Here is a 24,260-nt window from a genome sequence, read left to right as displayed (position 1 = left end):
GCAAAAACGGTATAATTGTTCAATTATATATCAATGCAAAGAATAGCTATATGAAGAAGCTACCTGAAGCGATCAGCGTAATCGATGACACATGCCATGTTATAATAAATTTTGACGACTTCAGCGTTAATGGCATAAAATTATTTACTTATATTTATAATCTGTCATTTTTAGGTCTTAAGTATAATATAGAACAACATGATAAATCGATATGCCTACGTAAATATGGTATTTCAATAGGCGTTGAAAAGAATAAACTTACCAGTTTTTCAGTATTCTTTAATAAAACAGATTTTGCAAAGCCATTTAATGGGATTATTGTAGTCAATAACACTGTAACCGCTATCACCAGGAAAACAACGCCGGAATATATTGAATCCATACTTGGCAAACCATCGCCTGAGAGCTGGAAAGATGAAGTTGAAATTTGTCATCAATATAATAATGGTGAAATCGAAACTCAATTCAGTTGGCGATATGAACATTTTTACAAGTTTGTCATTATAAGGCTAAACTATATAGATGTTACGTACTATCCCGAAAATCAGAGCTTGTAGGTTGGGTGGTTCTGTGCGAAGCACAGGTTCACCCAACATCTTGGCTTCATTGGGTAATTGTTGGGCGAACCTGCCCTTGGGCTTAAACCACCCAACCTAAGCGGGGTTGTGCAATTACATCTCACTCCGGCTTTTCCGAAAAGGGGCCTGGTGAAAAAACCATTGCCGGAAAGCATTCGGGCGGGCCTGGAGTTTGCGCGGTCGTGGGGCCTGCGGAGCGAGGCTTTCCGGCGGGGCTTTGAAACCGAGGTCCTGGCCGCCGAAAGAACGCGGGCGCTTTTGCTCTCGGCCCTTTTCGCGGTGAGCGCCCTGCACGTCCTGGTCACCCGCCACGTCCCGCTTTTGAACCTCGCAAAGGCCGTCCCGCTTCCCTTCGGCGAGGACGTGCACCCCTTCGTGGCCGTGTTCCTGGCAACGGTGGCCGCCTACGAATGGGGCGTGAGCCGGGTCTTTTCCTGGTTTAAGGAGCACGGGAGGCCCTTTCCCACCCCCGGCCTTTACGGCAACGCCCTGGCCGAGGCCAGCATCCCCACCTTCGGAATGTTCCTTGCCTCAAGGATCATCGGCATCGACACCCTGCACAGCCCGCTCGTGATGATGTATTTCCTCTTCATCGGCATGGCCGCCCTTCGCTTGCGCCCCAGGCTCTGCCTTTTCATGGGGGCGGTGGCCTGCCTGGAATACCTCATACTCTCCATGCGCCTTTTCAACGAGAATCCGGAAAAAATCGGCCAGAGCTTTTTCTACCTCATGGGCCTGCACATCGACCGGGCCCTCATGCTCCTTCTTTTCGGCGCGGCAATGGCCTTTGTTTCCAGGCAGATACGCCGCCGCATGGAGGCCGCCCTGGCCTCGGTCCTGGAGCAGGACCGCATAACCGGCGTTTTCGGTCGGCACGTGTCGTACGCAGTGGCGGAAAAGCTCCTGGAAAAGGGCAAGGCCGCCCCGGAACAGCGCGAGGTGGCTGTGCTCTTCCTGGACATCCGGGGATTCAGCCTTCTAAGCGAGAAGATGTCGCCCGATGACCTCATGGACTACCTGAACGGGCTTTTCCTGCCCCTCATTGAAATCGTGGAAAGGCACAAGGGCATAATCAACAAGTTTCTGGGAGACGGTTTCATGGCGGTTTTCGGGGCTCCGCTCAACAGCCCCGATTATTGCGAAAACGCGGTGGCCGCAGCCCTTGAGATGCAGGGCGCCGTGGAGCGCACCGTCCGGGAACAGGGCCTGCCGGAAACCCGCATCGGCATCGGCATCCACGCCGGGGCCGCCGTGTGCGGCGTGCTGGGCTCGGAAAGCCGGGGGGAATACACCGTCATAGGCGACACCGTGAACGTGGCCGCCCGCGTGGAGTCCCTCAACAAGGCCCTGGGAACCGCTGTGCTCATAAGCCGCGAGGTGCTTTCGCGCCTTTCATCGCCCCCCGCAAACGCGAGGCCCTTGGGCCCGGTCCCCGTGCCCGGACGGACAGGGTCCGTGGAGCTTTTCGCCCTGGGGTGAGGAAAAACGGTGGAGAACAGCATGATCAAATACCTGCGGATAACCGATGAAAAGGATTTGCCGGACCTCAGCTATCTTAGCCCATTTAAAGCCGTCGTAATTTCTGAAATTTTTACTTCAGTTGATTGTAAAAAGATAGTGAGCAAATGGCTGGTATGGTCCGGCTGTTTATATGTGATGGCTTGGGGCCGTGAATGCGGATCATGGCATGATTTCGTTGATTGGGCAAGAAGTGAGGATTCCAACTTCGATGAAATACCGGAAGCTTCTTTTGTAATGACAACATGGCATGATGGCGAACCATTGGCAGAAGTGATTTGGTATGCAAAATATGCTGCACTTCATCTGGAGGTTGAATTGCAACATACGCTTTTTCTTCATATCGCGCCAAATGATAAAAGTGGGAAGTTTAAGAGAATGTACAGGAAAGCTCGATAATAATGTATAGAACAGAAACAATAAAATCTTTACTTGATGCAACTTTATTAGTTTCTAAAGTTATAATGCAAGAAATGCAGCTTCAGATATTTGTTGAAAGGTATAATAATTTTTATTATTATGAAGCGCTTGATGGGCATGAAGCCGATGAGATTCAGCAGAAAGTTCTTGATGAATTTAAAACAGCGATACAGCTTCATGAAAAAGTACAAACCAAAGTAATTGATCAGCTATATTTAGCCAACAATAGCAGAGAGCAGTTCATAAAAGCTGGTAGAATTGATGATTTGGAGGCGATGAGACGGCTTAGCCAGATAGCAAAAGAGTTTAATATTGAGTATGTTATCAAAAATCTAAGAGAATAGTTGCCAAAAAAACAGGATCATTTTCAAATTTCTTTTTGCCGCCCGCCACCCGCCGACTTTTCATCTTGATTTTTCCCTTCCCGTCTGCAAATAATATATGTTTGCATTTTGCATGTGGAAAGAGGGGAAAATGATTCATCTCATAAAGGGATTCAGGGACGTTCTTCCGCCGGACTCAAGCCTCTGGCGCAGGGTGGAGGCCACCGCGCAGGAGGTCTTCGGAAGTTTCGGCTTTTCCGAGATTCGGCTTCCCATAATGGAGCGCACCGAGCTTTTCGCCCGCTCCATTGGGGCTGACACCGACATCGTGGAAAAGGAGATGTACACCTTCGAGGACCGTGGCGGGGACCTCTTAACCCTCAGGCCCGAAGCAACAGCCGGAGTGGTGCGGGCGCTTATCCAGCACGGCCTGACCTCCGCCGACCCCGCGCGCAAGCTCTATACCACCGGCCCCATGTTCAGGCGCGAGAGGCCGCAAAAGGGCCGCTTCCGCCAGTTCTACCAGCTTAACGCCGAGTTTTTCGGGGCCGCCGGTTACGAGGCCGACGTTCTGGTGATTCTGGCCCTGGTCACACTCCTGGAAAAGCTCGACACCCCGGATGTCTCCGTTCACATAAATTCCCTTGGCTGCCCCGACTGCCGCCCCGGATTCAAGCAGGTCTTGAAGGATTTCGTGGCTCAGAAAAAGGCTGACCTTTGCGAAAACTGCCTTCGCCGCCACGAGGCCAACCCCTTGCGGGTGCTGGACTGCAAGGTTCCGGGATGCCGGGACGCCGTGGAAGGCGCGCCCTCCATACGCGAACACCTGTGCCAAAGCTGCCGCGACCATTTCGCGGCGGTCACCGGCTCTCTTTCGGAGCTTGGAATAAAGTACGTGGAAAACCCAAGGCTCGTGCGGGGCCTGGACTATTACACCCGCACCACCTTCGAGGTTCAGACGACGTCTTTGGGCGCTCAGAACGCCGTTGCGGGCGGCGGGCGCTACGACGGGCTCGTGGAGGCCCTTGGCGGCCCGGCGACGCCTGCGGTGGGCTTTGCCGTGGGCATGGACCGGCTGGTTGAGCTTCTGTCGGAAAAAACGGTTCTGCCCAAGGACAGGCTTCTATTCATAGCCTGCCTTGGGGATGAGGCCAAAAAGCTCGGCTTTTCCTGGCAGTGCGCCTTGAACCGTCGTGGGATTGCCGCCGAGATCGACTACGCCGGAAAGGGCCTCAAAAGCCAGATGAAGCGGGCCGACAGGCTTAACGCGGATTTCGTGCTGATGCTTGGGGAAGACGAGCTTAAAAACCAAAGCGCCCTCTTGCGCGACATGGAAACCAAGGAGCAGGTGCCTGTCCCATTCGACGGAATCGTGGAGCGCCTTGCGCAAATTCTTTCAAACACATGACACGCCGGATGTCGCGGCGCGCCTGATTTTGATACGCATGTAAAACGAAAGGGCAGGATCGTGGATGCTTTAGGAAACGTTCGCAGGACGCACCACAACAACAGCCTCACCGTGGCAGACGCCGGGCGGGAAGTGGTGCTCACGGGCTGGGTTTTGCGCCGCCGGGACCACGGCGGAGTGATTTTCGTGGACCTCCGCGACCGGGAAGGCATCACCCAGGTGGTCTTCAACCCGGACCGAAACCCCGAAGTCCACCAAAAGGCTCACGATTTGCGCAGCGAATACGTTCTTGGCGTGCGCGGTACGGTCTCTGTTCGCCCCGAAGGAATGGAAAACCCGAATCTCGACACCGGCGGCATAGAAGTCATGGTGAACGAGCTTTGGATATTCAACACCGCAACCACTCCGCCCTTCATGATTGAGGACACTGTGGAGGTCTCCGAGCCCCTGCGCCTTCAGAACCGCTACCTGGACCTTCGCCGCCCCAGAATGGTTCGCAACCTTACCGTCCGGCACAAAACCTCCCAGTACGTGCGTAATTTTCTCAATGAACACGCCTTTCTGGAAATCGAGACGCCCTTTCTGACCAAGAGCACCCCCGAAGGCGCGCGCGACTACCTCGTGCCGAGCCGGGTGAATCCGGGGCTTTTTTACGCCCTTCCCCAGTCGCCCCAGCTTTTCAAACAAATTCTTATGGTTGCGGGCTACGAGCGCTATTACCAGATAGTGCGCTGCTTCCGCGACGAGGACCTCCGGGCCGACCGCCAGCCCGAATTCACCCAGATAGACCTTGAAATGTCCTTCATCGGCGAGGAGGACATCATGGCCTTAACCGAAAAAATGATCGCGGGGCTTTTCGACGCGGTGCTTGGAGTCACGGTTTCACTGCCGTTTCAAAGGCTTACATACGAGACGGCCATGGACCTTTACGGAAGCGACAAGCCTGACCTTCGCTTCGGCCTGCCCCTTTGCGAAGTAACCGACATCGTGGAAAAATCCGGCTTCAAGGTTTTCGCCGAGGTTGCCCTGCGGGGCGGCATGGTAAAAGCCCTGAACGCCAAGGGCGCGGGCGAGCTTAGCCGCAAGGATTTGGACGATCTCACCAAGTTCGCCGCCATCTACGGTGCCAAGGGCCTTGCCTGGGTGAAGGTGAAGGAAAAGGGCGATTGGCAGAGCCCCATCGCCAAGTTCTTCTCGGACGACGAAAAGGCGGCCCTTGCAACCCGCATAGGCATGGAGCAGGGTGACGTGGTGTTTTTCGTGGCGGATTCCAAAAAAATCGCCAACGACGCCCTGGGCGCCCTAAGGAACCACCTTGCCGAAAAACTCTCGCTCATCGAGGATGAAACCTTCGCGTTCGCCTGGGTGACCGAGTTTCCCCTTATGGAATACGACCCGGACGAAAAGCGGTACGTGGCCCTTCACCACCCCTTCACTGCCCCAATGGAAGAGGACCTTGCGCTTCTTGAAACCGACCCGGCGCGGGTGCGGTCGAGAGCCTACGACATGGTGCTTAACGGTACGGAAATCGGCGGCGGCTCCATAAGAATCCACCAGAGCCCCATGCAGGAAAAGATTTTCGCGGCCCTTGGGATAGGACACGACGAGGCCGAGGAAAAGTTCGGGTTCCTGCTGGCGGCCCTGGCCTCCGGTGCGCCCCCCCACGGCGGTCTCGCCTTCGGCCTGGACCGCCTCGTTGCCATCCTGTGCGGGGAAAAGTCCATAAGGGACGTTATCGCCTTCCCCAAGACCCAGAAGGCCGCCTGCCTCATGACAAGCGCCCCGTCGGCGGTTTCGGCGGTCCAGCTTGCGGAGTTGTCGCTCAGAATCAAGAAACAGGAATAAAAAGGCCCCCCTTAATCGGGAGGCCCTTAAAAAACAGCCCCCTGGAAGGCCGGTTCCGGCTTCCCAGGGGGCTTTCTATTTCGGATTGAAAAAGGGCCGAATGGACAGCCTGGATACCAGTTTAAATAATGGCGATGAAGCGCGAAGGTTGGCGAGAAGCGCGGGGAGGAATAATACTGTTCGTATATGACCGACCCGCGCTTCGAAGCCTGACACAGCGATTCGCGTTTTTAGACGGGCTGTTACTTTCCAAGCAGGCCGGTCTTGAGGGTCGCCAGCCCGCCGTCCTTGCCCGTTGATCCAAGGTAGTTGCCGAAAAGGGCCTTTTTGAAGGCAAGGCCGGGAATCACGGTCTTTTTCTGGCCATTGATCTCGACAGTGGTGCCGACGCCCGGCTCGTAGATGAACTTGTACACGTCCTTTTTCTTGTAGACCGCCGGAAAGCAGCCGTCGAAGGTCTCGATCTGGGCCTTCAAGGGCGCGGTGTTGCCATTCATGGCCCGTGCGAATCCCTCGTGCCAGGCCTTGGAAACATCGGCCTTTTCCACGCCGTCCTTGATCCAGGCCATGACCAGCGCCATGGGCTCGTCGGAGGCAAGGATCTTGTCAGCATCGGAACTTTTCTGGCCAAGATAAAGAGCCCCGGCGTAAACCTTCACCACGCCGAATTTTTTGCGCACGCCGCTTCCGTTCAGAACCAGTGATTTTCCACCGGCCGAGATTGAATCGGGAACCGTTACGCCGCCAACTTCCCTGGCCAGAGCCGGGGCTGCAAGAAAACAAACCAGAACCACCACCGCAAGAATTTTCCGCATGACCTTCGTCCTCCCGCTGTTTTTGTCAGGTTCCTCAACGCCCCCGCACCAGGCACGCCCCTGCCCGGACCCGGCTAACGCGACATATTTTACACGGATTTCTCCATGCATGTTAATGATTATTTTTTAATGAAGTTTCATTCATCTAGCCAGTGTGAGGCAAATCACTTTTGACCCTGGCCGCCTCCGACCGTAATCACCCGTTATTTAGCGCGATTCCGAATCCTGGAAAAAATATCACCCCGATGGGGGTATTGTCAACGGTATTTGAGGCTGCGTTCATTCCGCCCGGTTTTTCTCGACAAGGGCGCACGGTTTTGGTTTAATCGGGCGGGAAGGAGCAAGCCATGAAGAATCAGGCCCACGCATACGCACAGGCCGTGTCCCAGTTCCGGGTCTGGGCCGCGCAGGGAAACCCTGAAGCCATGTACAAACTGGGCCAGTTCTACGAAACCGGCCAAGCCGTTCCCAAAAACATGGCCGAGGCCGCCCGGTGGTACCGGAAAGCCGCCGGAAAGGGCGAGCTTTCGGCAATGGCCCGGCTCGGTGTGCTTCACGGAAACGGCTACGGCGTCTTGAAGGACCGGATCGAGGCCCTTTTCTGGTTTCTTTCGGCCCGGAAACTGGGCGCTGGAGGGCTTGACAAGACCGTGGAAAAGCTGCGCTCCCTCATGAACGCCGAAGAAATCGCCCTTGCTGAAGGTAGGGCGGAAAACTGGAAACCGGAAAAAGCCTGACCCGGAAGGACTTCGATGGAAGTTGTGCAATTCAGATACAGTTCCGACAACCTTGGGTATCTGCTGGTTGACGGGGACAGGGCCGTTGCCGTGGACGGCGGCGCGGTGCGTGATATTGCCCGTTACGTTGAGGAAAAGGGCATCTCGCTGGTTTCCGCCTTCCACACCCACAATCACGCAGACCACACAGCCGGAACGGGAAGGCTCTGCGCCGAAACCGGCGCGCGGCTCATGAGCCGTGACCAGCTTGTGCGGGCCGGAATCGTTATGGTGGGAAACTCGGTGGTAAAGGTGCTGGAAACCCCAGGCCACACGGATGACAGCCTCTGCTTTCTGGCCGGGAGCAACCTCGTCTCCGGCGACACCCTGTTCAACTTCACCGTGGGCAACTGCTTTTCGGGCGACCTTGACGCCTTTTACCGCTCGGTTGCGCTCCTCATGGCCCTGCCGCCCGAAACGGTGGTCTGGGCCGGTCACGACTACGTGGCCGCGTCCCTCACCTTTGCCCGGATTCTGACTCCCGCTAATCCTCACATAGATGAAATGAAGGCGAAATACGACCCGGCCAGGGTTTGCTCAACCATTGCCGAGGAACTCCTGGTGAACCCCTACATGCGGTTCAACGAGCCCGACATGGTGGAGCTTCTGGAACAAAAGGGACTGGCCCGGGAAACCGAGCTTGAACGGTTCAAATCGGTTATGGAATTATACTGAAAATTAAGGCGTTACGGATTCTTTTGAAGGGGAAAACAACATGAAAAGCATAATCGGGCCGGACAACAGGGTGAACTACGGCGTGTTCGACGAGCCGGTGAACTTCAACTCCGAAGACTTCCGGCTCTGGAATTTTTTCGGCAAGGAAATCGGCGGGTTTCGCAAACGCTGGGCCTTTCACGCCTTCAACTACCTGGGAATTTCGTTCGGCGATTACTTCGTGGGCTTCGCAGCCGTGCGCTTAGGCTACTTAAACACCGTCTTCGCCTACGTCTACCAGTTCGGCAAGGGCCTGGTGGCGCAATACGACGCCAAAAACCCCGGGAACATGTTCCTTGATTTACCGGCCAACCCCGACGAGTACGCCATAAAATTCAAGAAGGGCGGATCGTTTCTGAATCTTTCCAAGAGCCACGCAAACAAGACCCTTTCAGCGGAGGCGAATTTTTCGGGAAAGCTGGCGGTCTCCCTTTCGGCCCGCTACGGCCTTGACGTGCAGACGCCTTTGCGGGTTCTGAACCCCTCCGAGCCCTTCCGGTTCACCTTCACCGAAAAGGCCGCGCCCATCCTGTGCGACGCGATTTCCGTGAAGTTAAACGGTAAGGAGCTTGTGGAGGACCCCAGCCAGGTGACCATTCTCTACGACTGGTCGGGCGGATACTTAAGGCGTGAAACCAACTGGTACTGGGCGGCGTTTTCGGGCTTCGGAAAAAACCCCTCAGGGGCCGAAATTCCCGTGGGGGCCAATTTCGCGGCGCTGACCAACGAGGCCTTTTTCTCCGAGAACGCCTTCTGGGCGGGCGTGGGCAAGCGCAGCCGGGTAAGCCGGGTGATCTTCGAGTTCTCGGCCCAGGAGCCCTACAAGCCCTGGCATCTGTGGGACGAGGCCGGAACCGTGGATCTGACCTTCACCCCCTTGGGCGAGCGCTCGGAAAAGGTGAACGCAGTGCTTCTTAAAACCTGGTTCCGCCAGTTTTTCGGCTCCTATTCCGGCACCCTCACACCCCCCGGCGGCGAGCCGGTGAAACTCGATAATGTTCACGGAGTGTCGGAATTCCACCGGGCGCTTTGGTAAGGGAAAACGGCAGACTGGTGGTTCCGCCCGACTGGCAAAACCACCAGCCTGCCAAGCTATCGTATATAATTTTACATCGGGCGCTTATTGTGTAGACGAGTTCTAAAGGCCTTTATGCAACATCTACATAACTTGCAACTGGAACAATTCCATGAAATTTAATTGGATAATGTCTTGTATGATGCTTGCATTTATTCTTATTGTGATTCTTTCCACATATTTTTCTTATTACTATATTGCAAATGTCGGTTTTGGAATCCCGTATTTAAAAATACCCAACTATAGCCACTCCAAATTTGTGATGAAATTTCTTCTCTCGCCAATAGCAGGGACACTTTCCATACTTATATGTTTATTATGTTTATCTTCTTTCATATTATATAAAATGGATGAAAGGAAAGAAAAAAGAGACCAAAAAATAAGGAGAGACAACCTTATGAATGAAATCATATCAAAGCGTAAAAGGAAGCATAAATTAAAACGTAAATAGCAATCCGACATTTTCACCGCCAGAAAGGAGGCCGTCATGGCATCAGATGTATGGTTCGTGGATTTTCGCAGCAGAAGCTTCAAGGAAAACGCCACAAACAAGATCAAGCGCCTGTTCGACAAGGCAGGATTGGCGGAAGTTCTCAAAAAGGGCGATCTCACGGCGGTCAAGCTCCACTTCGGCGAGAGGGGCAACCACACCCACATTCAGCCCTCCTTTGTGCGGGCGGTCGTGGATAAGATCAAGGACGCCGGGGCAAGGCCCTTTCTCACCGACACCGGAACCCTCTACACCGGAAGCCGCAAGAACGCAGTTGACCACATAATCACGGCCACCGAGCACGGGTTCGCGTTTTCCGTGGTGGGAGCCCCCGTCATCATCGCCGACGGCTTAAAGGGCGAAAGCATGGTGGACGTGCAGATTCCGGGCAGGCGCTTTTCTGCGGTAAAAATCGCCCGGGACATTGTTTCGGCAAATTCCATGATCGTTCTCTCGCACGTCAAGGGCCACGAGCTGGCTGGCTTCGGCGGGGCCATAAAAAATCTGGCCATGGGCTGCGCTCCGGCTGCCGGAAAAAAGGAGCAGCACTCGGCCCGTTTTTACGTGAACCAGGACAAGTGCGTGGGCTGCGGAAGCTGCGAGGAGGTCTGTCCGGCAGGGGCCGCCGTGGTGACGGACGGCAAGAGCGAAATCGACAAGTGCCGCTGCATAGGCTGCGGAGAGTGCGTTACCGTGTGCCCGGAAAAGTGCATTGACCTTGACTGGGCAACCGACATCCCGGAGTTCATGGAGCGCATGACGGAATACGCCTTGGGCGCGATAACCGGAAAGCGGGGCAGGGTGGGTTTCATAAATTTCGTTATGAACGTGACCCCGGACTGCGACTGCATCCCCTGGAGCGACACCCCCATCGTGGCCGACGTTGGAATTCTGGCGTCCCACGACCCGGTGGCCCTGGACAAGGCCTCGGTGGACCTCATCAACCAGAAGGCCGGAATCGCGGGCTCGCATTTGCACAAGAACCTGGAGCCGGGCGCGGACAAGTTCGCGGGCCTTTGGAGCTACACCAAGGGCGACATCCAGTTGAACTACGGCGAGGAAATCGGCCTGGGGAGCACGGAATACAACCTCATCACCTTGTAACAGGCTGCCCTAAAACGCGATCCGGCAGTGTTCTGCGAGAAAGCCAATTCCGTCACGTACGAACATCCAAATATAGCCCAAGAACTCTGCGATTTCTTGGGCGGGTACGCTTGACTCATTGGCTTTCTCGCACGCCTTGCGGCTCATCGTTTTATGTCAGCCTGTCGATTCAAGTTTTCAACGAATTTAAAATAGACGGAAGCATATCCTAATGCCCCTGCCCGAATCGTTTTTAAAGGACCTTGCCAAAATCGTGGGCAGGGATCGCTGCCTCACCCGCCCTGAGGAGAGGATTCCCTACGCCACCGACGCCACGGGCCGCGAGGGCCTTCCGGGGGCGGTGGCCTTTGCCGCGACAACGGAGGAGGTCTCCCGCATCATGGCCCTTTGCCACGAGCGAAGGGTTCCGGTCACCCCCAGGGGCGCGGGAACCGGCATGACGGGCGGTTCCATCGCCTTGAACGAGGGGGTGGCCCTGGTTCTTTCGGGCATGGACAAAATCCTTGAAATCGACACGGAAAACCTCATCGCGCGTGTCGAGCCGGGGGTGATAACCGGAAAGTTCCAGGCCGCAGTTGAGGCAAAGGGGCTTTTCTATCCGCCGGATCCCGGCTCCGCAGCCTATTCAACCATGGGGGGCAACGCCGCCGAATGCGCGGGCGGCCCAAGGGCCGTGAAGTACGGGGTGACGCGGGATTACGTGCTTGGCCTTACGGCGGTGATTCCGGGCGGAGCGGTGATAAAAACCGGGGTGGTCACCGCCAAGGGTGTTGTGGGCTACGATCTCACGCGTCTCCTGGTGGGCTCCGAGGGTACCCTTGCCGTGATAACGGGCCTTACCGTCCGGCTCCTGCCCCTTCCGGCGGCTGTGCGCACCCTGTGCGCGATTTACGACGACATACGGGACGCTGCCCGTACGGTGGCGGCCCTTTTCGGTGCGGGCATAATATGCAGGGCGGTGGAGTACATGGACAGGGCCGCCCTGGCCTGCGCCGAAACCCACCTTAAAACAGGGCTTCCCACGGACGCCGGGGCGGTGCTTCTGCTGGAAGTGGACGGCGACCCGGATTCCGCAGACGCCCAGGCCAAGGCCGCCGCCGCCGTGTGCGAAAAAACCGGGGCGAAAAGGGTGATACCCGCCGATAACAAGGAGGAGGCCGCGCTTTTGTGGAAGGCCCGCAAATCCCTGTCCCCGGCCATGTTCGCACTTGGGCCCAACAAGCTCAACGAGGACATCGTGGTTCCGCGCACCAAAATCCCGGACATGATTTCAAAAATAGAGGAAATACGGAAGCGCGACGGTTTGAGCCTCGTCACCTTCGGTCACGCCGGGGACGGCAACATGCACGTAAACGTAATGTACGACAAGGCTGACGCGGCGCTTTCGGCAAAAGCGGAAAAGGCCGTTGACGAGATTTTCGATTACACCTTAGCCCTTGGGGGCACCCTTTCGGGCGAGCACGGGGTGGGCCTCACCAAGGCCCCCTGGCTTTCCAAGGAAATAGGCCCTGCGGAGATGGCGCTAATGAAGGGAATAAAGGCCCTTTTCGACCCGAACAACATAATGAATCCGGGGAAGATTTTTTGATTTAACAGCCTGTCTAAAAACGCGAACTGCTGTGTCAGGCATCAAAGGCAATTCCGCCACGTACCTGTGGTACGCTTGGCTCTTATGGCTTTTCGCCAGCCTTGGCATTTCATCGCGGATATCGAAATTGATATCCAGGCTTCACGTCCGGTCGTTTTCAACAGGTTGTCAGGGGCGCTCCTTCTTTTTCCCGAAAAACTGAAAAGCCGTGGCGGAGCTTCCGTTCATGGTGCTTACCGAAATTTCCTTTTGATCCGTTGCGTCGAATCCGGCAAAAAGCCCGTCCATCCAGGCTTTGTCGTGGTGGCGCATCACCCCGCCGTCCGAGAGTTCAAATACCCCGTATCTCCCGAATTTTTCCTTGTTTTCCCGGTAGCGGGCGAGGTTTTTTTCGTCGTCCTGCAGGGGGTAGTCGCTGGCGTAGATGAAGCCGCCCGGAGCCAGAACCCGTTTGATCTCCGCCACAAGCTCCGTTTGCCCCGCGTCGCTGGGAATCGAGGTCAGAACCGCGAAAAGCAGAACCAGGTCGAAGGATTCGTCCGGAAAGGGCAGGGGCGGGCCGGAGGTCACCCGCAGATCGAGGCCTGGGAACTCCTGAAAGCCCCGTTCGATCATGCGCGGCGAGACGTCGAGCCCCACCGCCTTTTCGTAACCGGCTTCCCGCAACTGGGCGGCAAGCCTGCCGTAGCCGCAGCCGTAGTCCAGAATCCTTGAATCATTAGGCAGGAAGGACGCGACAAGAGCCATATTAAGGGGATGGGTGAAGGTCTTTTCAATCGCCACCCGGTCCCAGTACTCCGCCTGTTGGTCAAGGGTGTTCATTTCTAGGCTTCCGACATCTTTTATGATGGGTTATCCGTCACCCCGGCGGAAGCCGGGGTCCAGGGATAGCCTGCAAACAGCCAAAAACTGGATTCCGGCCTACGCCGGAATGACGAAATAGGGCCGCTGCCTTTAAAAATGGAACTAACTGACGCGCCAGGGCGCACAATACTGACAAGACGACACTGCTCCCAGGTATGAAAGTCTATCCCCTGACGCCATTGATTACGTTCTGCTCGAACTTCTCCAGGGTGGCGGTGAACTGGCTCTCCACAAAGGGCTTCAGGATGGGCTTGGCAAGGCTTGAAAAGGGGATTTCGAGTTCCAGGGAGGTGGCGAAATCAACCACCGTGGTCTTGGGACCGGCCTTCCTGATTTTGGCCGAGCCTGAGTTGACGCCGTTTCCTATGCCCATGACAGGGCTCCAGCGTATCCAGCACTCGTCCTTGTTGAACACGTACTTGGCGGCGTACTGGACAGCCATGGAATATTTCGAGATGCCCACGCTTTTCATGGTCCATTTCCAGGCATTGCCGCCCATATCCTCCAGTTTGTCCACGTCGGGAAAAAATTCCGCCATTTCCCGCACGTTGGAAAAAATTTCAAAGGCTGTGTCAAAATCGCAGGACAGGGTGATTTCCTTGGTTACGTCAATGTTGACCTTGAAAGACATGGCTGGCTCCTTGTATACAGGTTGCGTTTCCAGGGTCGCGGCCAAATGCCCGCCGCAGGGGTTTTTTACGTGCGGAAAAAATACAACATCGAAGCCCACTCTTGCAAGCGGATAGATGCCGGGCTAACATAAAAAAAATCGAAAACCGGACACCCTCCCTCAAAAGGGGCGCAAGACGTGGAAGGCGGAAATTCAGAACTTGGCGGGGAACGCGGCGGAAAGCCGCCCAGGGAGCCCGGAAAGGTCGGCTGGCGCTTCCCCTCCTTCGCCCTTTTCGCCTTCCCCCTTTTGGCCATCCTCGCCTGGTCAAACAGCTTTTCGGTTCCCATGCTCCTGGACGACGCCTGGAACCTGGTGAAAAACCCCGGAATGGAGCGCCTGTGGCCGCCCTGGTGGCCCAACACGGGCTCAGTCGGAACAGGGCTTGCGGGCCGCCCGGTCACCGCCTTCACCTTTGCCGTAAACCATGCGATTTCAGGAACTTCAGTCTGGAGCTACCACGCGGTAAATCTTCTGATCCACGTGTTGTCCGGCCTGGTGCTTTTCGGTCTCCTTGGCCGCATTTTTCCGGCCCCTGGCCGGTCCACCGCCGACAAATATACGTTTTCCGAAAACGAGGCCCGCTGGCTGGCCTTTTTCTGCGCCCTGACCTGGCTGGCGCATCCCCTTACAACCCAGGCCGTGACCTACATAACCCAGCGCCTGGAATCCCTGGCCGCGCTCTTTTACCTCGCCACCCTTTACGGGGCGGCCCGGAGCGTCGAACCGGGCGCTTCGGAAAAAAGCAGTCACTGGTGGGGCGCGGTTTCGGTCGCCGCCTTCATTTTGGGGGTGGGGTCCAAGGAAACCCTGGTAACCGCACCTTTTGCGGTTATCCTCTACGAGTGGACGGTCACCGGAAAAGGCCCCTCACGGATTCTTTCCCGGTCCCCCCGGCGCTACCTGGGCTATCTTGTGGGCCTTGGCCTTCTGGCCGCCCTTGTCCTGTCGGGCCAGACGGCGGGGCACGCCTACGGGGGAAACGCGGCCTTTTCGGGCCTCGACCACTTCCTTTTCCAGCCGCGCGTCATCTGGCATTACATCAGGCTGGCGATTTTTCCCTTTGGGCTATGCTTCGACTACGGCCAGCACGGAATTTCCACCGGAAACCTTTTCGATTCGGCCTTGCCGGTCAAGCTCTTCTTCGCCGCAGCCCTGGCGGCTCCATTTTTCGCCGGGGCTTTTTTCACCTTGAAGCGCCGGGCGGCGGGCCTTGCGGCAAGCCTCTTTTTCCTGCTCCTGGCGCCCACGTCCAGCATCCTGCCCCTTTTCCTGGTGGCCGAGGAGCACCGCGCCTACCTTCCCCTGGCGGCCATTTTGGCCCTGACCATGACGGCGGCTTACCTTTTTCTCAAACACGCCGGAGCTTCCGGAAAAACCTGCGCTGCATTGGGCGCGGCCATCGCGGTGGTTCTGGGCTCGGCCACCTTCCATCGCAACGCGGATTACGCCAGCGAGGAAGCCATATGGACGGCCACCCTCTCGGTCGCGCCCAAAAGCGCAAGAGCCTGGGCGGCCCTGGCCAAAATCGCGGAGGGACGGGGAGAGACGGAAAAAGCCATAAGCCTTTACCGGAAGGCCATAAACCTGTACCCTGATTTCGCCGTCGCCCGCATCAACTTAGGGAGCATTCTCACAAAAAAGGGCAGGCTTCAGGAAGCGGTGGACCAGTTCGCCAAGGTTGTTGAAAGCCCCTCGCCGGTGATAAAAAAGACGGAAAGGGCCATGGCCCTCTCGAACCTCGGAAACGTTTTCATGGCGAGCGGCCGCCCGGAAAGGGCGGTGGAATTTTTCGAAAAGGCCGTTATGATGGAGCCGGATTGGGCTACAGCCCTTTCCAACCTTGGCGCGGCCCTGGCTGCTTCGGGAAGGCCGGTGGACGCCCTTAGGCCCCTCATGCGGGCGCTTGAGCTCGATCCCGGACGTATTGAAAGCAGGCTGAACCTGGCCAGGGCGCTATACAGCCTTGGCAGGACGGAAGACGCGGAAAAATTTCTGGTCCAGGCCAGAGCCCTTGCCCCGGAAAGCCCGGCGGTGAAAAACTTCGTCCTGCCCGATTCCAACGGAAAGGCTCCATAGAGGTGAACTTCAGGCGAACAAAGGCCGTGGCCTTCAAGGAATTTCTTCACGTTATCCGGGACCCCCGTAGCCTCGGCATGGCAGTGGCCATTCCCATGCTGCTCTTGGTTCTTTTCGGCTACGCCTTAACCCTGGATGTTGACCACGTGCCCCTGGTGGTGTGGGACAGGTCCCAGACGGCCCAGAGCCGGGATTTCATCTCCCGGTTCACCGGCTCCAACTATTTCAGCTTAAAAGGCATGGTGTGGAGCCACGCGGAGCTTGAAAGGGCCATAGACACCGGAGCCGCCATGATGGGCATGGTGATAGACTCCGACTTTCCGAAGCGCCTGGCCCAGGGGCGCACGGCCCACGTGCAGATAATTGTGGACGGAAGCGACTCCAACACCGCCACCATCGCCATCGGTTACGCGGACGTAATCGTGCGCACCTTTTCCCAGGACGTGCTTTCAGCCGAAATCCGCAGAAAGGGAATGAGGCCGCTGTCCCCACCGCTCGAAATCCGCCCCAGGGTCTGGTTCAACGAGGAGATGAAGTCTAAAAACTACATCGTTCCGGGCCTTATAGCGGTCATCATGATGGTGATCGCGGCCCTTCTCACCTCCCTTACCGTTGCCAGGGAGTGGGAGCGCGGAACCATGGAGCAGCTCATAGCCACCCCGGTACAGGCTGCGGAACTGGTCCTTGGAAAGCTCGTGCCCTATTTCGCCATAGGCTTGACCGACGTTGCCATCGCCATTTACATGGGCGAATTCGTGTTCGGGGTGCCATTGCGCGGCAACGCGGCCCTTCTGTTCGGGGTCGCCTCGGTGTTTCTGACCGGGGTTTTATGCATGGGGGTTTTCATAAGCATCGCGGCCAAGAACCAGCTAATGGCCACCCAGTTTTCAATGGTTCTCACCTTCCTGCCGGCCTTCCTGCTTTCCGGCTTCATGTACGCCATCAGCAACATGCCCCACGTGATCCAGGTGGTCACCTACCTTGTTCCGGCAAGGTACTTCGTGGCGGTGATGAAGGGTATTTACCTGAAGGGCGTGGGCCTGGAAATCCTTGGGCTGGACGTGGCCCTCCTGGTGATCTTCGGACTTTTCATGATGTTTTTGAGCATCATAAAATTTAAGAAAAAGCTGTCTTGAGCAGGCATTACAAAGCCTTGCGTAGGTTGGGTGGTTCCCGGCCAAAGGCCGGGGTTCACCCAACAATTGCGGAATAGAGGCAAGATGTTGGGTGAACCTGCCCTTGGGCTTAAACCACCCAACCTACCGGAAGTATGGAGCTTACTTTTGATATCCAGATGTATGGCCTGACCGATTTACAGGGGCGAAAAATGTTCGAGCGAATAAAGAGGATGCTCATCAAGGAGTTCATCCAGGTGCTCCGGGACCCGCGCATGAAGCAGATGGTGCTGGTGATGCCGGTGATCCAACTCCTGCTTTTCGGCTACGCGGTCAATACCGACGTCAAAAACGCCGACATGGCGGTTTACGACCTGGACAACTCGCCCCAGAGCCGCACCCTGGTCTCGCGCTTTTCGGAATCCGGGTATTTCAGGGTTGCGGAAATCGCCCAAAGCCCCAAGGACGTGGCGCGGCTCATGAACAAAAGCGCGGTCCGGGCGGTCATCGAGATTCCCAGGGGCTTTTCCGCCGACCTTGCCGCAGGCCGCACGGCCATGCTCCAGTTCATCGTGGACGGAACCGATTCCAACACGGCCCGCATTCTTTTCGATTACGGCAGCCGCATTGTTGCAAGGTATTCCGAGGAAATAATCGTTGAGCGCTTCCTTTCCAGAAACGGAGTCAGGATAGAGCCCCGCCGGGTTGAGGCGTCCACCAGGGCCTGGTTCAACGAGAACCTGGAAAGCCGCAACTTCTTCATTCCGGGCGTCATCGCCATCCTGCTCACCCTCATCACCCTCATGCTCACCAGCATGGCCATTGTTCGGGAAAAGGAGGCGGGCACCATAGAACAGATAATGGTGACCCCCATATCATCCTTCGAGTTCATCCTGGGAAAGACCGCGCCATTCGCGGCCATCGCCCTTTTCGACGCCATAGTGGTGACCGTCGTGGGCGTGGCCTGGTTTCAGGTTCCCATAAGGGGAAGCCTTCTGCTTCTGCTTTTTTCGGCCATTCTATACCTCATGACCACACTGGGAATCGGGCTTTTCATCTCCACCGTAAGCCGCACCCAGCAGCAGGCCATGATGAGCACCTTTTTCTTTTATTTTCCCGCCATGCTCCTTTCGGGCTTCATGTTTCCCATCGCCAACATGCCGCGTCCCGTTCAGATTCTGACCATCGTGAACCCGCTTCGCTACATCCTGGTGATCCTTCGGGGAATATTCCTGAAAGGGGTGGGGGCGGACATCCTGTGGAGGGAGCTTCTGGCCCTGGCGATTCTGGGGACCCTCATCCTATTTATGGCTGTTCGCAGATTTCACAAGACCCTTTGATAAAACGTCCGTTCAAGATTGAAGAAGCGGACAAATGATGCTATGGGTTGGCCGCAAGCCTGTCTGCGGCATGGGGTTTTCAATCCTATCATACCGTAATATAAGGCGATATTGCTTAGTCTCAAAAATTTGCCCAAATGATCGGGGAAGCGGCATCGCATCACTCGTCAAAAAAAATCCGAAAAACCCCTGGTTCGATCATTACGCCGAACGAGCCAAAAAGGAGGGGTATCCGGCCCGGAGCGTCTACAAGCTGGAGGAAATCCACAAGCGCTTCCGGCTCTTCCGGCAGGAAATGTCGGTGCTCGACCTTGGCTGCGCCCCCGGATCGTGGCTTCTGTACGCGGCGAGGCAGGTCGGCGGCAAGGGCCGGGCAGTGGGGCTTGATCGCAACCCGGTCGCAATAGCCCTTCCCAAGAACGCCCGGAGCATGGCGGTTGACATTTTCGAGCTTTCCGAACATGACCGTGAGCTTCTGGGCGGAGGCTACGACGTTGTGCTTTCGGACATGGCCCCGGACACCACTGGCTTCCGCGATGTTGACGCCATACGCTCGGCGGCGCTTTGCGAGGCTGCCCTTAATCTCGCCTGCGAGGTGCTTAAGCCCGGCGGCGGCTTCGTGTGCAAGATATTCCAGGGAGAAGGCTTTGACGCCTTTTTCCGCCTGGTCAAAAACCGCTTTTCCGGCGCGCGGCTTTTCAAGCCCGAAGCATGCCGCAAGGAAAGCCGGGAAATATACATCATAGCTTCCGGCAAAAAATCCGACGTGAAAACAAGCGGGGCCGAAAAGCCCCAAAATCAATAAGGGAGGTAAGAGGATGTCAGGTCATAATAAATGGAGCACCATCAAGCACAAGAAGGGCGCGGCTGACGCCAAGAGGGGCAAGATTTTTTCCCGCCTTATCAAGGAAATCACCATAGCGGCGCGCATGGGCGGCGGCGACCTCTCCGGCAACCCGCGCCTGCGCACCGCAGTCCTGGCAGGCAAGGCGGAAAACATGCCCAAGGAAAATATCGAACGGGCCATAAAAAAGGGCACGGGCGAAATCGAGGGCGTGAGCTACGACGAATTCACCTACGAGGGCTACGGCCCGGCCGGAGCGGCGGTCCTGGTCAACGTGCTCACCGACAACAAGAACCGGGCAGCGGCGGATGTGCGCCACATCTTCGCCAAGTGCGGCGGCAACCTGGGTGAGTCCGGCTGCGTGGCCTGGATGTTCTCCAAAAAAGGCACCATGACCGTGGCCAAGGACAAGGCCTCCGAAGACCAGCTCATGGAAGTGGCCCTGGACGCCGGAGCCGAGGACGTGGTGGACCAGGACGACAGCTTCGAGGTCCAGACCTCCCCTGAAGACTTCGAGACCGTGAAAGAGGCCCTGGAAAAGGCGGGAATCCCCTTCACCGACGCCGAAGTGGCCATGGTCCCCCAGAACACCGTGGCTCTGGCGGGCAAGGAAGCCGAGCAGATGATGAGGCTTTTGGAAACCCTGGACGACTGCGACGACGTGCAGAATGTCACCACCAACGCCGACTTCCCCGACTTCCAGGGCGACTGAAAGCGCGAACTGCTGTGTCAGGCTTCGTAGCGCGGGTCGGTCATATACGACAAGTATTATTCCTCCCCGCGCTTCTCGCCTTCCTTGCATTTCATCGCTTTCAGCCGCCCTGGCCGCGCCGGGCGGGTAAGGGGCAACAGCGAGCAGTGCTGAAGATTGTTTCCGGGCGTTTTTTTCCAAGCTGATTTTGTAGCCGCAGACAGGGCAGGCGCAAGCGATGAAATGCAAGCACCGGTAGGTTGGGTGAACCTGCCCTTCGGGCAGAACCACCCAACCTGCTATAGACTTTCATAATTCATATAGAAGCCGCAGACAGGGCTGGCGCAGGGGCTTGAAGCCCGGATAAAACGATGAAGCGCAAGGAACGCGAAAAGCCAATGAAGGAGCGTACTTTTTCGTACGTGACTGAAATTGGCTTTGATGCGTGACACAGCGATTCGCGTTTTAGGCGGGCTTCACAGGCGGCCGCTCCAGCGGAGCTTGGTCTTGAGCACATCAAAGTAGTGCTGTCCGCCCACCCTTATGATGTTGGTGGGGGTCCGGGCCTGGGTGATGGTGATGATGTGCTCGGTGCCCACGGTCATTCCGGCCTGGCCGTCGAAGGTGAGGGTAACGGGCGTTTCCGAGGGGCTTTTGAGATTCAGTTCCAGCTTCGCGGAGTCCGGCACGATCAGGGGCCTGTTGGTGAGGGTGAAGGGGCAGATGGGGGATAGTATGGTGCCCTTCACCGCAGGGTGCAGTATTGGGCCGCCCGCTGCCAGGCTGTAGGCCGTGGAGCCGGTGGGCGTGGCCACGATGAGCCCGTCCGCCCGGTAGGTGGTGAGATACTGGCCGTCAACGTGCACCTCTATATAAGAGAGCCGGGCCAGGGTGCGCTGGACCAGCACCGCGTCGTTCAGCACCGTCTGCCTTGTGACGGTTTCGGAATTTCTGGTGACGGTGACATCCAGGCGGGTTCTGGGCTCCACGGAAAAGCTCTCGGAAAGAATGGCCTCCATCGCGCCAAAGGCCTGATCGTGGGTGATTTCCGACAGAAAGCCCACTTCGCCGAATTTCACCCCCAGGATGGGGGTTGAAAGGTCGCCCACCCAGCGGGCCGCCGACAGAAAGGTTCCGTCGCCGCCCAAGGCCAGCACGCAGAAGATGTCCGGCGGCGCGTGAGCGGCCCTTTGGGCCAGAACGTCCGGCACAGGCGGGCCGCATATCTCGAAAAGCACGCTGACTCCTTTTCCGGCCAGCCACCCGGAAAGCTCACGGGCCTTTTCCAGGGCGGGTCCGTCGTCTTTTACGAAAAGGGCGATTTTTTTTGTTGTTGTATGCATTTTAATGTGATAGCGTTCCCGCTTGTTCAAGACAATAAGATTTCGTGTGCGGCCTTACATGAGCGCCATTGATTTTTTCAATCGAGGCAAGGCCGGGCTGTTTTCTATGAACACTGTAAACGGGGTTGAGGGGCGACGGCAAGGGTTTTTTTGCAGCGGGCTTGCGGGAAAACGGCTTTGTCTCATCATCCGTAAGGCCCCGGCCCGAAAACCACTGTCTATTAAGCCTTTTCGGCAGATGAAGCAGCTTCGCCGAAAATTCCCAATACATAAGGATGGCTGAAAATGATTTCCCCGGGCTTTTGACGGGTTCGCATGGGGACTTGCATCCTTTGAAGGGCGGTGATAAAAGCCCGTGTCCGAAACGGCCGGTTTTTTGTTTTCATGCCCAAAAAGGGCCGTAAAGACCGCTTTTTTTTGAAATATGTTTTTTCCAGTTGACAGGGGAGATTCGTTCTTCTATCTTCCCCGCTCGCCCGCTCAAATCGGGCGAAAAGGGCCCAAAGCCCATAATCCAAGGTGATCAAGGAAAAAAAGGAGGGGTTGTAATGAAGCGCAATAGTAAACTTTTTATCGTTCTGGCGGTGATTTTCTGCTTCGCGCTGGTGTTCGTGGCTTGCAAGCCGAAGGAAAAGGCTGAGGAAGCGCCCATCACGCCGCCCGAGGTTGTCGAGCCCGTGGCGCCGCCCGTGCCCGCAGACGTGACCCCGGTTGTTGCCGAGGCCGCCCCGGTGACCGAGCCCACCATGGAAGCAACCGCTCCCGAGGCTCCTGTCGAGGCTCCTGCTCCCGAGGCCACTCCCGCTCCGTAAGGAACGAACTTCGGTTCAGGCATGAAAAACAGGGGACGGGGTTAACCCCCGCCCCCTGTGCCTTTTATCAGCCTTCCTAAAAACGCGAACTGCTGCGTTGTGCGTCGCCTCGCGGCTCGGTCACGTACAACAGCGTACGCTCCCTCGCCGCTCGCTCGCACGCCTTGCATTTCATCGTTTTTAGGAAGGCTGATATTTTGCGTACAGGTTGCCTCGTTTTTGGACAGCATCATATCTCGTCGCGGAAAACCCCATGAAAAAATCTCTTGGCGGGCTGATAGCCCTTTTCGCCCTCATGGCGTGCCCCCTGGTTTTCTTCGGATGCGGGGCAAAGGACGACCCTTTCGTACCGGCTGTGAAGGCCCGGCCCGCAGCCACCGCTAAGGCCCAGGCGGATGGGATCACGCCCGAAAAGGCCGGCCCCTGACCGAAACATGCATCCCGCCGTTTACGATTCCCCATAGCCTTTCAAATACGTTTACCCGTTTATGCAAGAAGCCGTCCTTGACATCCCGGCCCCCCTCCCTTAATATTGTGTGGCCCCAAAAAGGGGCGAGGTCTCTCCGTTTTTCAATCATCGGTGAATATTTCCAGCAAACGGATTCTTGACTCTAAAACCCTTTGCACCATAAAGGCTTCGCCATCGGCCCGCGAAGTCCCGAAGAGGAAAAAATGGGTTCCACGGACACCGAAATACTTCATCTCATAATCAACGCCGGGCTGATGGTGCGTTTCGTGCTTTTGGCCCTTCTCACCTTTTCGGTGGGCTGCTGGACGGTGATTTTCACCAAGGGCCTTCAACTCCGAAAGGCCCGCCTCGAAAACGCCCAGTTTCTGGAAGCCTTCTGGGAAAACAGGGACTTGGGCAAGGTGAGCGCCCTTGCCAAGCGCTACCCCAACTCGCCGGTGGCCCGCGTTTTTCACGCGGCCTACAAGGAGTTCACCCGGTCCACCCAGATCCAGACCGACGCGGCCTCTGCGGCGGACGGCGGCGGGGCCCGGCTGGACGTCACCGAGAACGTGGAGCGCACCCTAAGGCGCGCCATGCAGACCGAGACCACCCGCCTGTCCCAGTGGGTGCCCTTTCTGGCCACAACCGGCAACACCGCCCCCTTCATAGGCCTTTTCGGCACGGTATGGGGCATAATGAACTCGTTCCGGGGCATAGGGGCCTCCGGTTCGGCCTCCCTGGCCGTTGTGGCCCCCGGCATCAGCGAGGCCCTCATCGCCACGGCGGCGGGGCTTGCGGCTGCCATTCCCGCAGTCATCGCCTTCAATCATTTCCTGTCCAAAATCCGCGTTGTGGAATCCGACATGCGGGCCTTTTCATCGGATCTTCTGAACCTTCTGGAACGCAACCTCGCAAAGAATCCCGGAGCAGGCCAATGACAGGCGGCGGAGGCGACGAAGGCAGGCTGATGGCGGAGATCAACGTGACCCCCCTGGTGGACGTCATGCTGGTTCTTCTCATAATTTTCATGGTCACCGCCCCAATGATGATCCAGGGGGTTGCGGTGGCCCTTCCCCAGACGTCCGCCGCGCCCATGGACTCCACCGACGACAACCTGGTGCTATCGGTAAACCGGGCCAGGGAAATCTACATAAACGATTACAAGGCCGACCTGCCCACCCTTACGGCCAAGCTTTCGGCCATGCACCAGGGGCGGCCCGAACAGAGGGTCTTTCTGAGGGCGGACAAGGATACTCCATACGGCGTGGTGGTCCAGGTGATGGCCGCCGTCAAGGAGGCCGGGATAGACAAGCTGGGCGTTGTCACCGAGCCTGCGCCCGCGTCTCCGGCCAGCGGCGGAAAAGTTGAAAAACCGGCTGTTAATCGCTGAAAAAAGC

24 protein-coding genes are annotated in these 24,260 nt (G+C 56.8%); 20 read left to right on the top strand and 4 right to left on the bottom strand.

From position 1 onward, the window contains the following. Positions 1–50: 50 nt before the first annotated feature. The 6 genes from HZB23_14850 to aspS all read left to right on the top strand — a co-directional run bounded on the left by HZB23_14850 (position 51) and on the right by aspS (position 6,092). Positions 51–557 carry a hypothetical protein gene (locus tag HZB23_14850; protein MBI5845936.1) on the top strand — a complete coding sequence of 169 codons (507 nt, stop codon included), beginning with the start codon at positions 51–53 and terminating at the stop codon, positions 555–557. A gap of 150 nt (positions 558–707) precedes the next feature. Further along, positions 708–2,057 carry an adenylate/guanylate cyclase domain-containing protein gene (locus tag HZB23_14845; GenBank protein ID MBI5845935.1) on the top strand — a complete coding sequence of 450 codons (1,350 nt, stop codon included), beginning with the start codon at positions 708–710 and terminating at the stop codon, positions 2,055–2,057. A 21-nt stretch (positions 2,058–2,078) separates the two neighbouring features. Then, positions 2,079–2,495: a hypothetical protein gene (locus HZB23_14840; GenBank protein ID MBI5845934.1), complete on the top strand. Its 417-nt coding sequence runs from the start codon at positions 2,079–2,081 to the stop codon at positions 2,493–2,495. 2 nt (positions 2,496–2,497) lie between these two features. Further along, complete coding sequence (locus HZB23_14835; GenBank protein MBI5845933.1) at positions 2,498–2,860, top strand: hypothetical protein; 363 nt, start codon at positions 2,498–2,500, stop codon at positions 2,858–2,860. Between the two features lie 130 nt (positions 2,861–2,990). Continuing rightward, positions 2,991–4,247, top strand: a complete 1,257-nt coding sequence (locus HZB23_14830) for a histidine--tRNA ligase (GenBank protein ID MBI5845932.1) — start codon at positions 2,991–2,993, stop codon at positions 4,245–4,247. 57 nt (positions 4,248–4,304) lie between these two features. Continuing rightward, positions 4,305–6,092, top strand: coding sequence for an aspartate--tRNA ligase (gene aspS, locus HZB23_14825; GenBank protein ID MBI5845931.1), 1,788 nt, complete (start codon positions 4,305–4,307; stop codon positions 6,090–6,092). Between the two features lie 242 nt (positions 6,093–6,334). Here the strand turns inward: aspS and HZB23_14820 are convergent, their stop codons facing one another. Further along, entirely contained in the window at positions 6,335–6,907 is a 573-nt protein-coding gene (locus HZB23_14820; GenBank protein ID MBI5845930.1) for a chalcone isomerase family protein, read from the bottom strand. Positions 6,908–7,254: 347 nt separating this feature from the next. On the opposite strand from HZB23_14820, the gene HZB23_14815 reads away from it, so the two are divergent. The 5 genes from HZB23_14815 to HZB23_14795 all read left to right on the top strand — a co-directional run bounded on the left by HZB23_14815 (position 7,255) and on the right by HZB23_14795 (position 12,654). Further along, positions 7,255–7,644: a sel1 repeat family protein gene (locus HZB23_14815; GenBank protein MBI5845929.1), complete on the top strand. Its 390-nt coding sequence runs from the start codon at positions 7,255–7,257 to the stop codon at positions 7,642–7,644. Between the two features lie 15 nt (positions 7,645–7,659). Further along, positions 7,660–8,358, top strand: a complete 699-nt coding sequence (locus HZB23_14810) for a hydroxyacylglutathione hydrolase (protein ID MBI5845928.1) — start codon at positions 7,660–7,662, stop codon at positions 8,356–8,358. 40 nt (positions 8,359–8,398) lie between these two features. After that, a complete protein-coding gene (locus tag HZB23_14805; protein ID MBI5845927.1) occupies positions 8,399–9,433 on the top strand; it encodes a DUF2804 domain-containing protein in 1,035 nt (344 codons plus the stop codon). 526 nt (positions 9,434–9,959) lie between these two features. Then, positions 9,960–11,066: a DUF362 domain-containing protein gene (locus tag HZB23_14800; GenBank protein MBI5845926.1), complete on the top strand. Its 1,107-nt coding sequence runs from the start codon at positions 9,960–9,962 to the stop codon at positions 11,064–11,066. Positions 11,067–11,277: 211 nt separating this feature from the next. Continuing rightward, entirely contained in the window at positions 11,278–12,654 is a 1,377-nt protein-coding gene (locus HZB23_14795; GenBank protein MBI5845925.1) for an FAD-binding protein, read from the top strand. 168 nt (positions 12,655–12,822) lie between these two features. Here the strand turns inward: HZB23_14795 and HZB23_14790 are convergent, their stop codons facing one another. After that, entirely contained in the window at positions 12,823–13,476 is a 654-nt protein-coding gene (locus tag HZB23_14790) for a class I SAM-dependent methyltransferase (protein MBI5845924.1), read from the bottom strand. 205 nt (positions 13,477–13,681) lie between these two features. Next, positions 13,682–14,149: a hypothetical protein gene (locus HZB23_14785; protein ID MBI5845923.1), complete on the bottom strand. Its 468-nt coding sequence runs from the start codon at positions 14,147–14,149 to the stop codon at positions 13,682–13,684. A 177-nt stretch (positions 14,150–14,326) separates the two neighbouring features. Between HZB23_14785 and HZB23_14780 the strand changes: the two genes are divergently transcribed. The 5 genes from HZB23_14780 (at position 14,327) to HZB23_14760 (ending at position 20,278) form a co-directional block, all read left to right on the top strand. Then, complete coding sequence (locus HZB23_14780; GenBank protein ID MBI5845922.1) at positions 14,327–16,267, top strand: tetratricopeptide repeat protein; 1,941 nt, start codon at positions 14,327–14,329, stop codon at positions 16,265–16,267. A gap of 2 nt (positions 16,268–16,269) precedes the next feature. Then, positions 16,270–17,403 carry an ABC transporter permease gene (locus HZB23_14775; protein MBI5845921.1) on the top strand — a complete coding sequence of 378 codons (1,134 nt, stop codon included), beginning with the start codon at positions 16,270–16,272 and terminating at the stop codon, positions 17,401–17,403. Positions 17,404–17,594: 191 nt separating this feature from the next. Next, positions 17,595–18,722, top strand: a complete 1,128-nt coding sequence (locus HZB23_14770) for an ABC transporter permease (GenBank protein MBI5845920.1) — start codon at positions 17,595–17,597, stop codon at positions 18,720–18,722. A 70-nt stretch (positions 18,723–18,792) separates the two neighbouring features. Further along, positions 18,793–19,527, top strand: a complete 735-nt coding sequence (locus HZB23_14765) for an RlmE family RNA methyltransferase (protein ID MBI5845919.1) — start codon at positions 18,793–18,795, stop codon at positions 19,525–19,527. Positions 19,528–19,540: 13 nt separating this feature from the next. Then, the gene (locus HZB23_14760) at positions 19,541–20,278 is read left to right on the top strand and encodes a YebC/PmpR family DNA-binding transcriptional regulator (GenBank protein MBI5845918.1); all 738 of its coding nucleotides are present in this window, start codon (positions 19,541–19,543) and stop codon (positions 20,276–20,278) included. Positions 20,279–20,733: 455 nt separating this feature from the next. Here the strand turns inward: HZB23_14760 and HZB23_14755 are convergent, their stop codons facing one another. After that, positions 20,734–21,600: an NAD(+)/NADH kinase gene (locus HZB23_14755; protein MBI5845917.1), complete on the bottom strand. Its 867-nt coding sequence runs from the start codon at positions 21,598–21,600 to the stop codon at positions 20,734–20,736. Positions 21,601–22,148: 548 nt separating this feature from the next. On the opposite strand from HZB23_14755, the gene HZB23_14750 reads away from it, so the two are divergent. From HZB23_14750 to tolR, 4 genes are all read left to right on the top strand, one after another. Continuing rightward, on the top strand, positions 22,149–22,412 hold the full coding sequence (locus tag HZB23_14750) for a hypothetical protein (GenBank protein ID MBI5845916.1): 264 nt from the start codon (positions 22,149–22,151) through the stop codon (positions 22,410–22,412). Positions 22,413–22,665: 253 nt separating this feature from the next. Further along, on the top strand, positions 22,666–22,839 hold the full coding sequence (locus tag HZB23_14745) for a hypothetical protein (GenBank protein MBI5845915.1): 174 nt from the start codon (positions 22,666–22,668) through the stop codon (positions 22,837–22,839). Between the two features lie 245 nt (positions 22,840–23,084). Beyond that, the gene (gene tolQ, locus HZB23_14740) at positions 23,085–23,801 is read left to right on the top strand and encodes a protein TolQ (GenBank protein ID MBI5845914.1); all 717 of its coding nucleotides are present in this window, start codon (positions 23,085–23,087) and stop codon (positions 23,799–23,801) included. Further along, the gene (tolR, locus tag HZB23_14735; protein MBI5845913.1) at positions 23,798–24,253 is read left to right on the top strand and encodes a protein TolR; all 456 of its coding nucleotides are present in this window, start codon (positions 23,798–23,800) and stop codon (positions 24,251–24,253) included. The genes tolQ and tolR overlap by 4 nt, the downstream gene beginning before the upstream one ends. The last annotated feature ends 7 nt before the right edge of the window (positions 24,254–24,260 follow it).

The sequence above is a fragment of the Deltaproteobacteria bacterium genome, from assembly GCA_016235345.1.
Lineage (GTDB): Bacteria > Desulfobacterota > Desulfobacteria > Desulfobacterales > Desulfatibacillaceae > JACRLG01.
The sequence above is the reverse complement of the archived record's forward strand: the minus strand, read 5'-3'. Positions and strand labels throughout refer to the sequence as shown.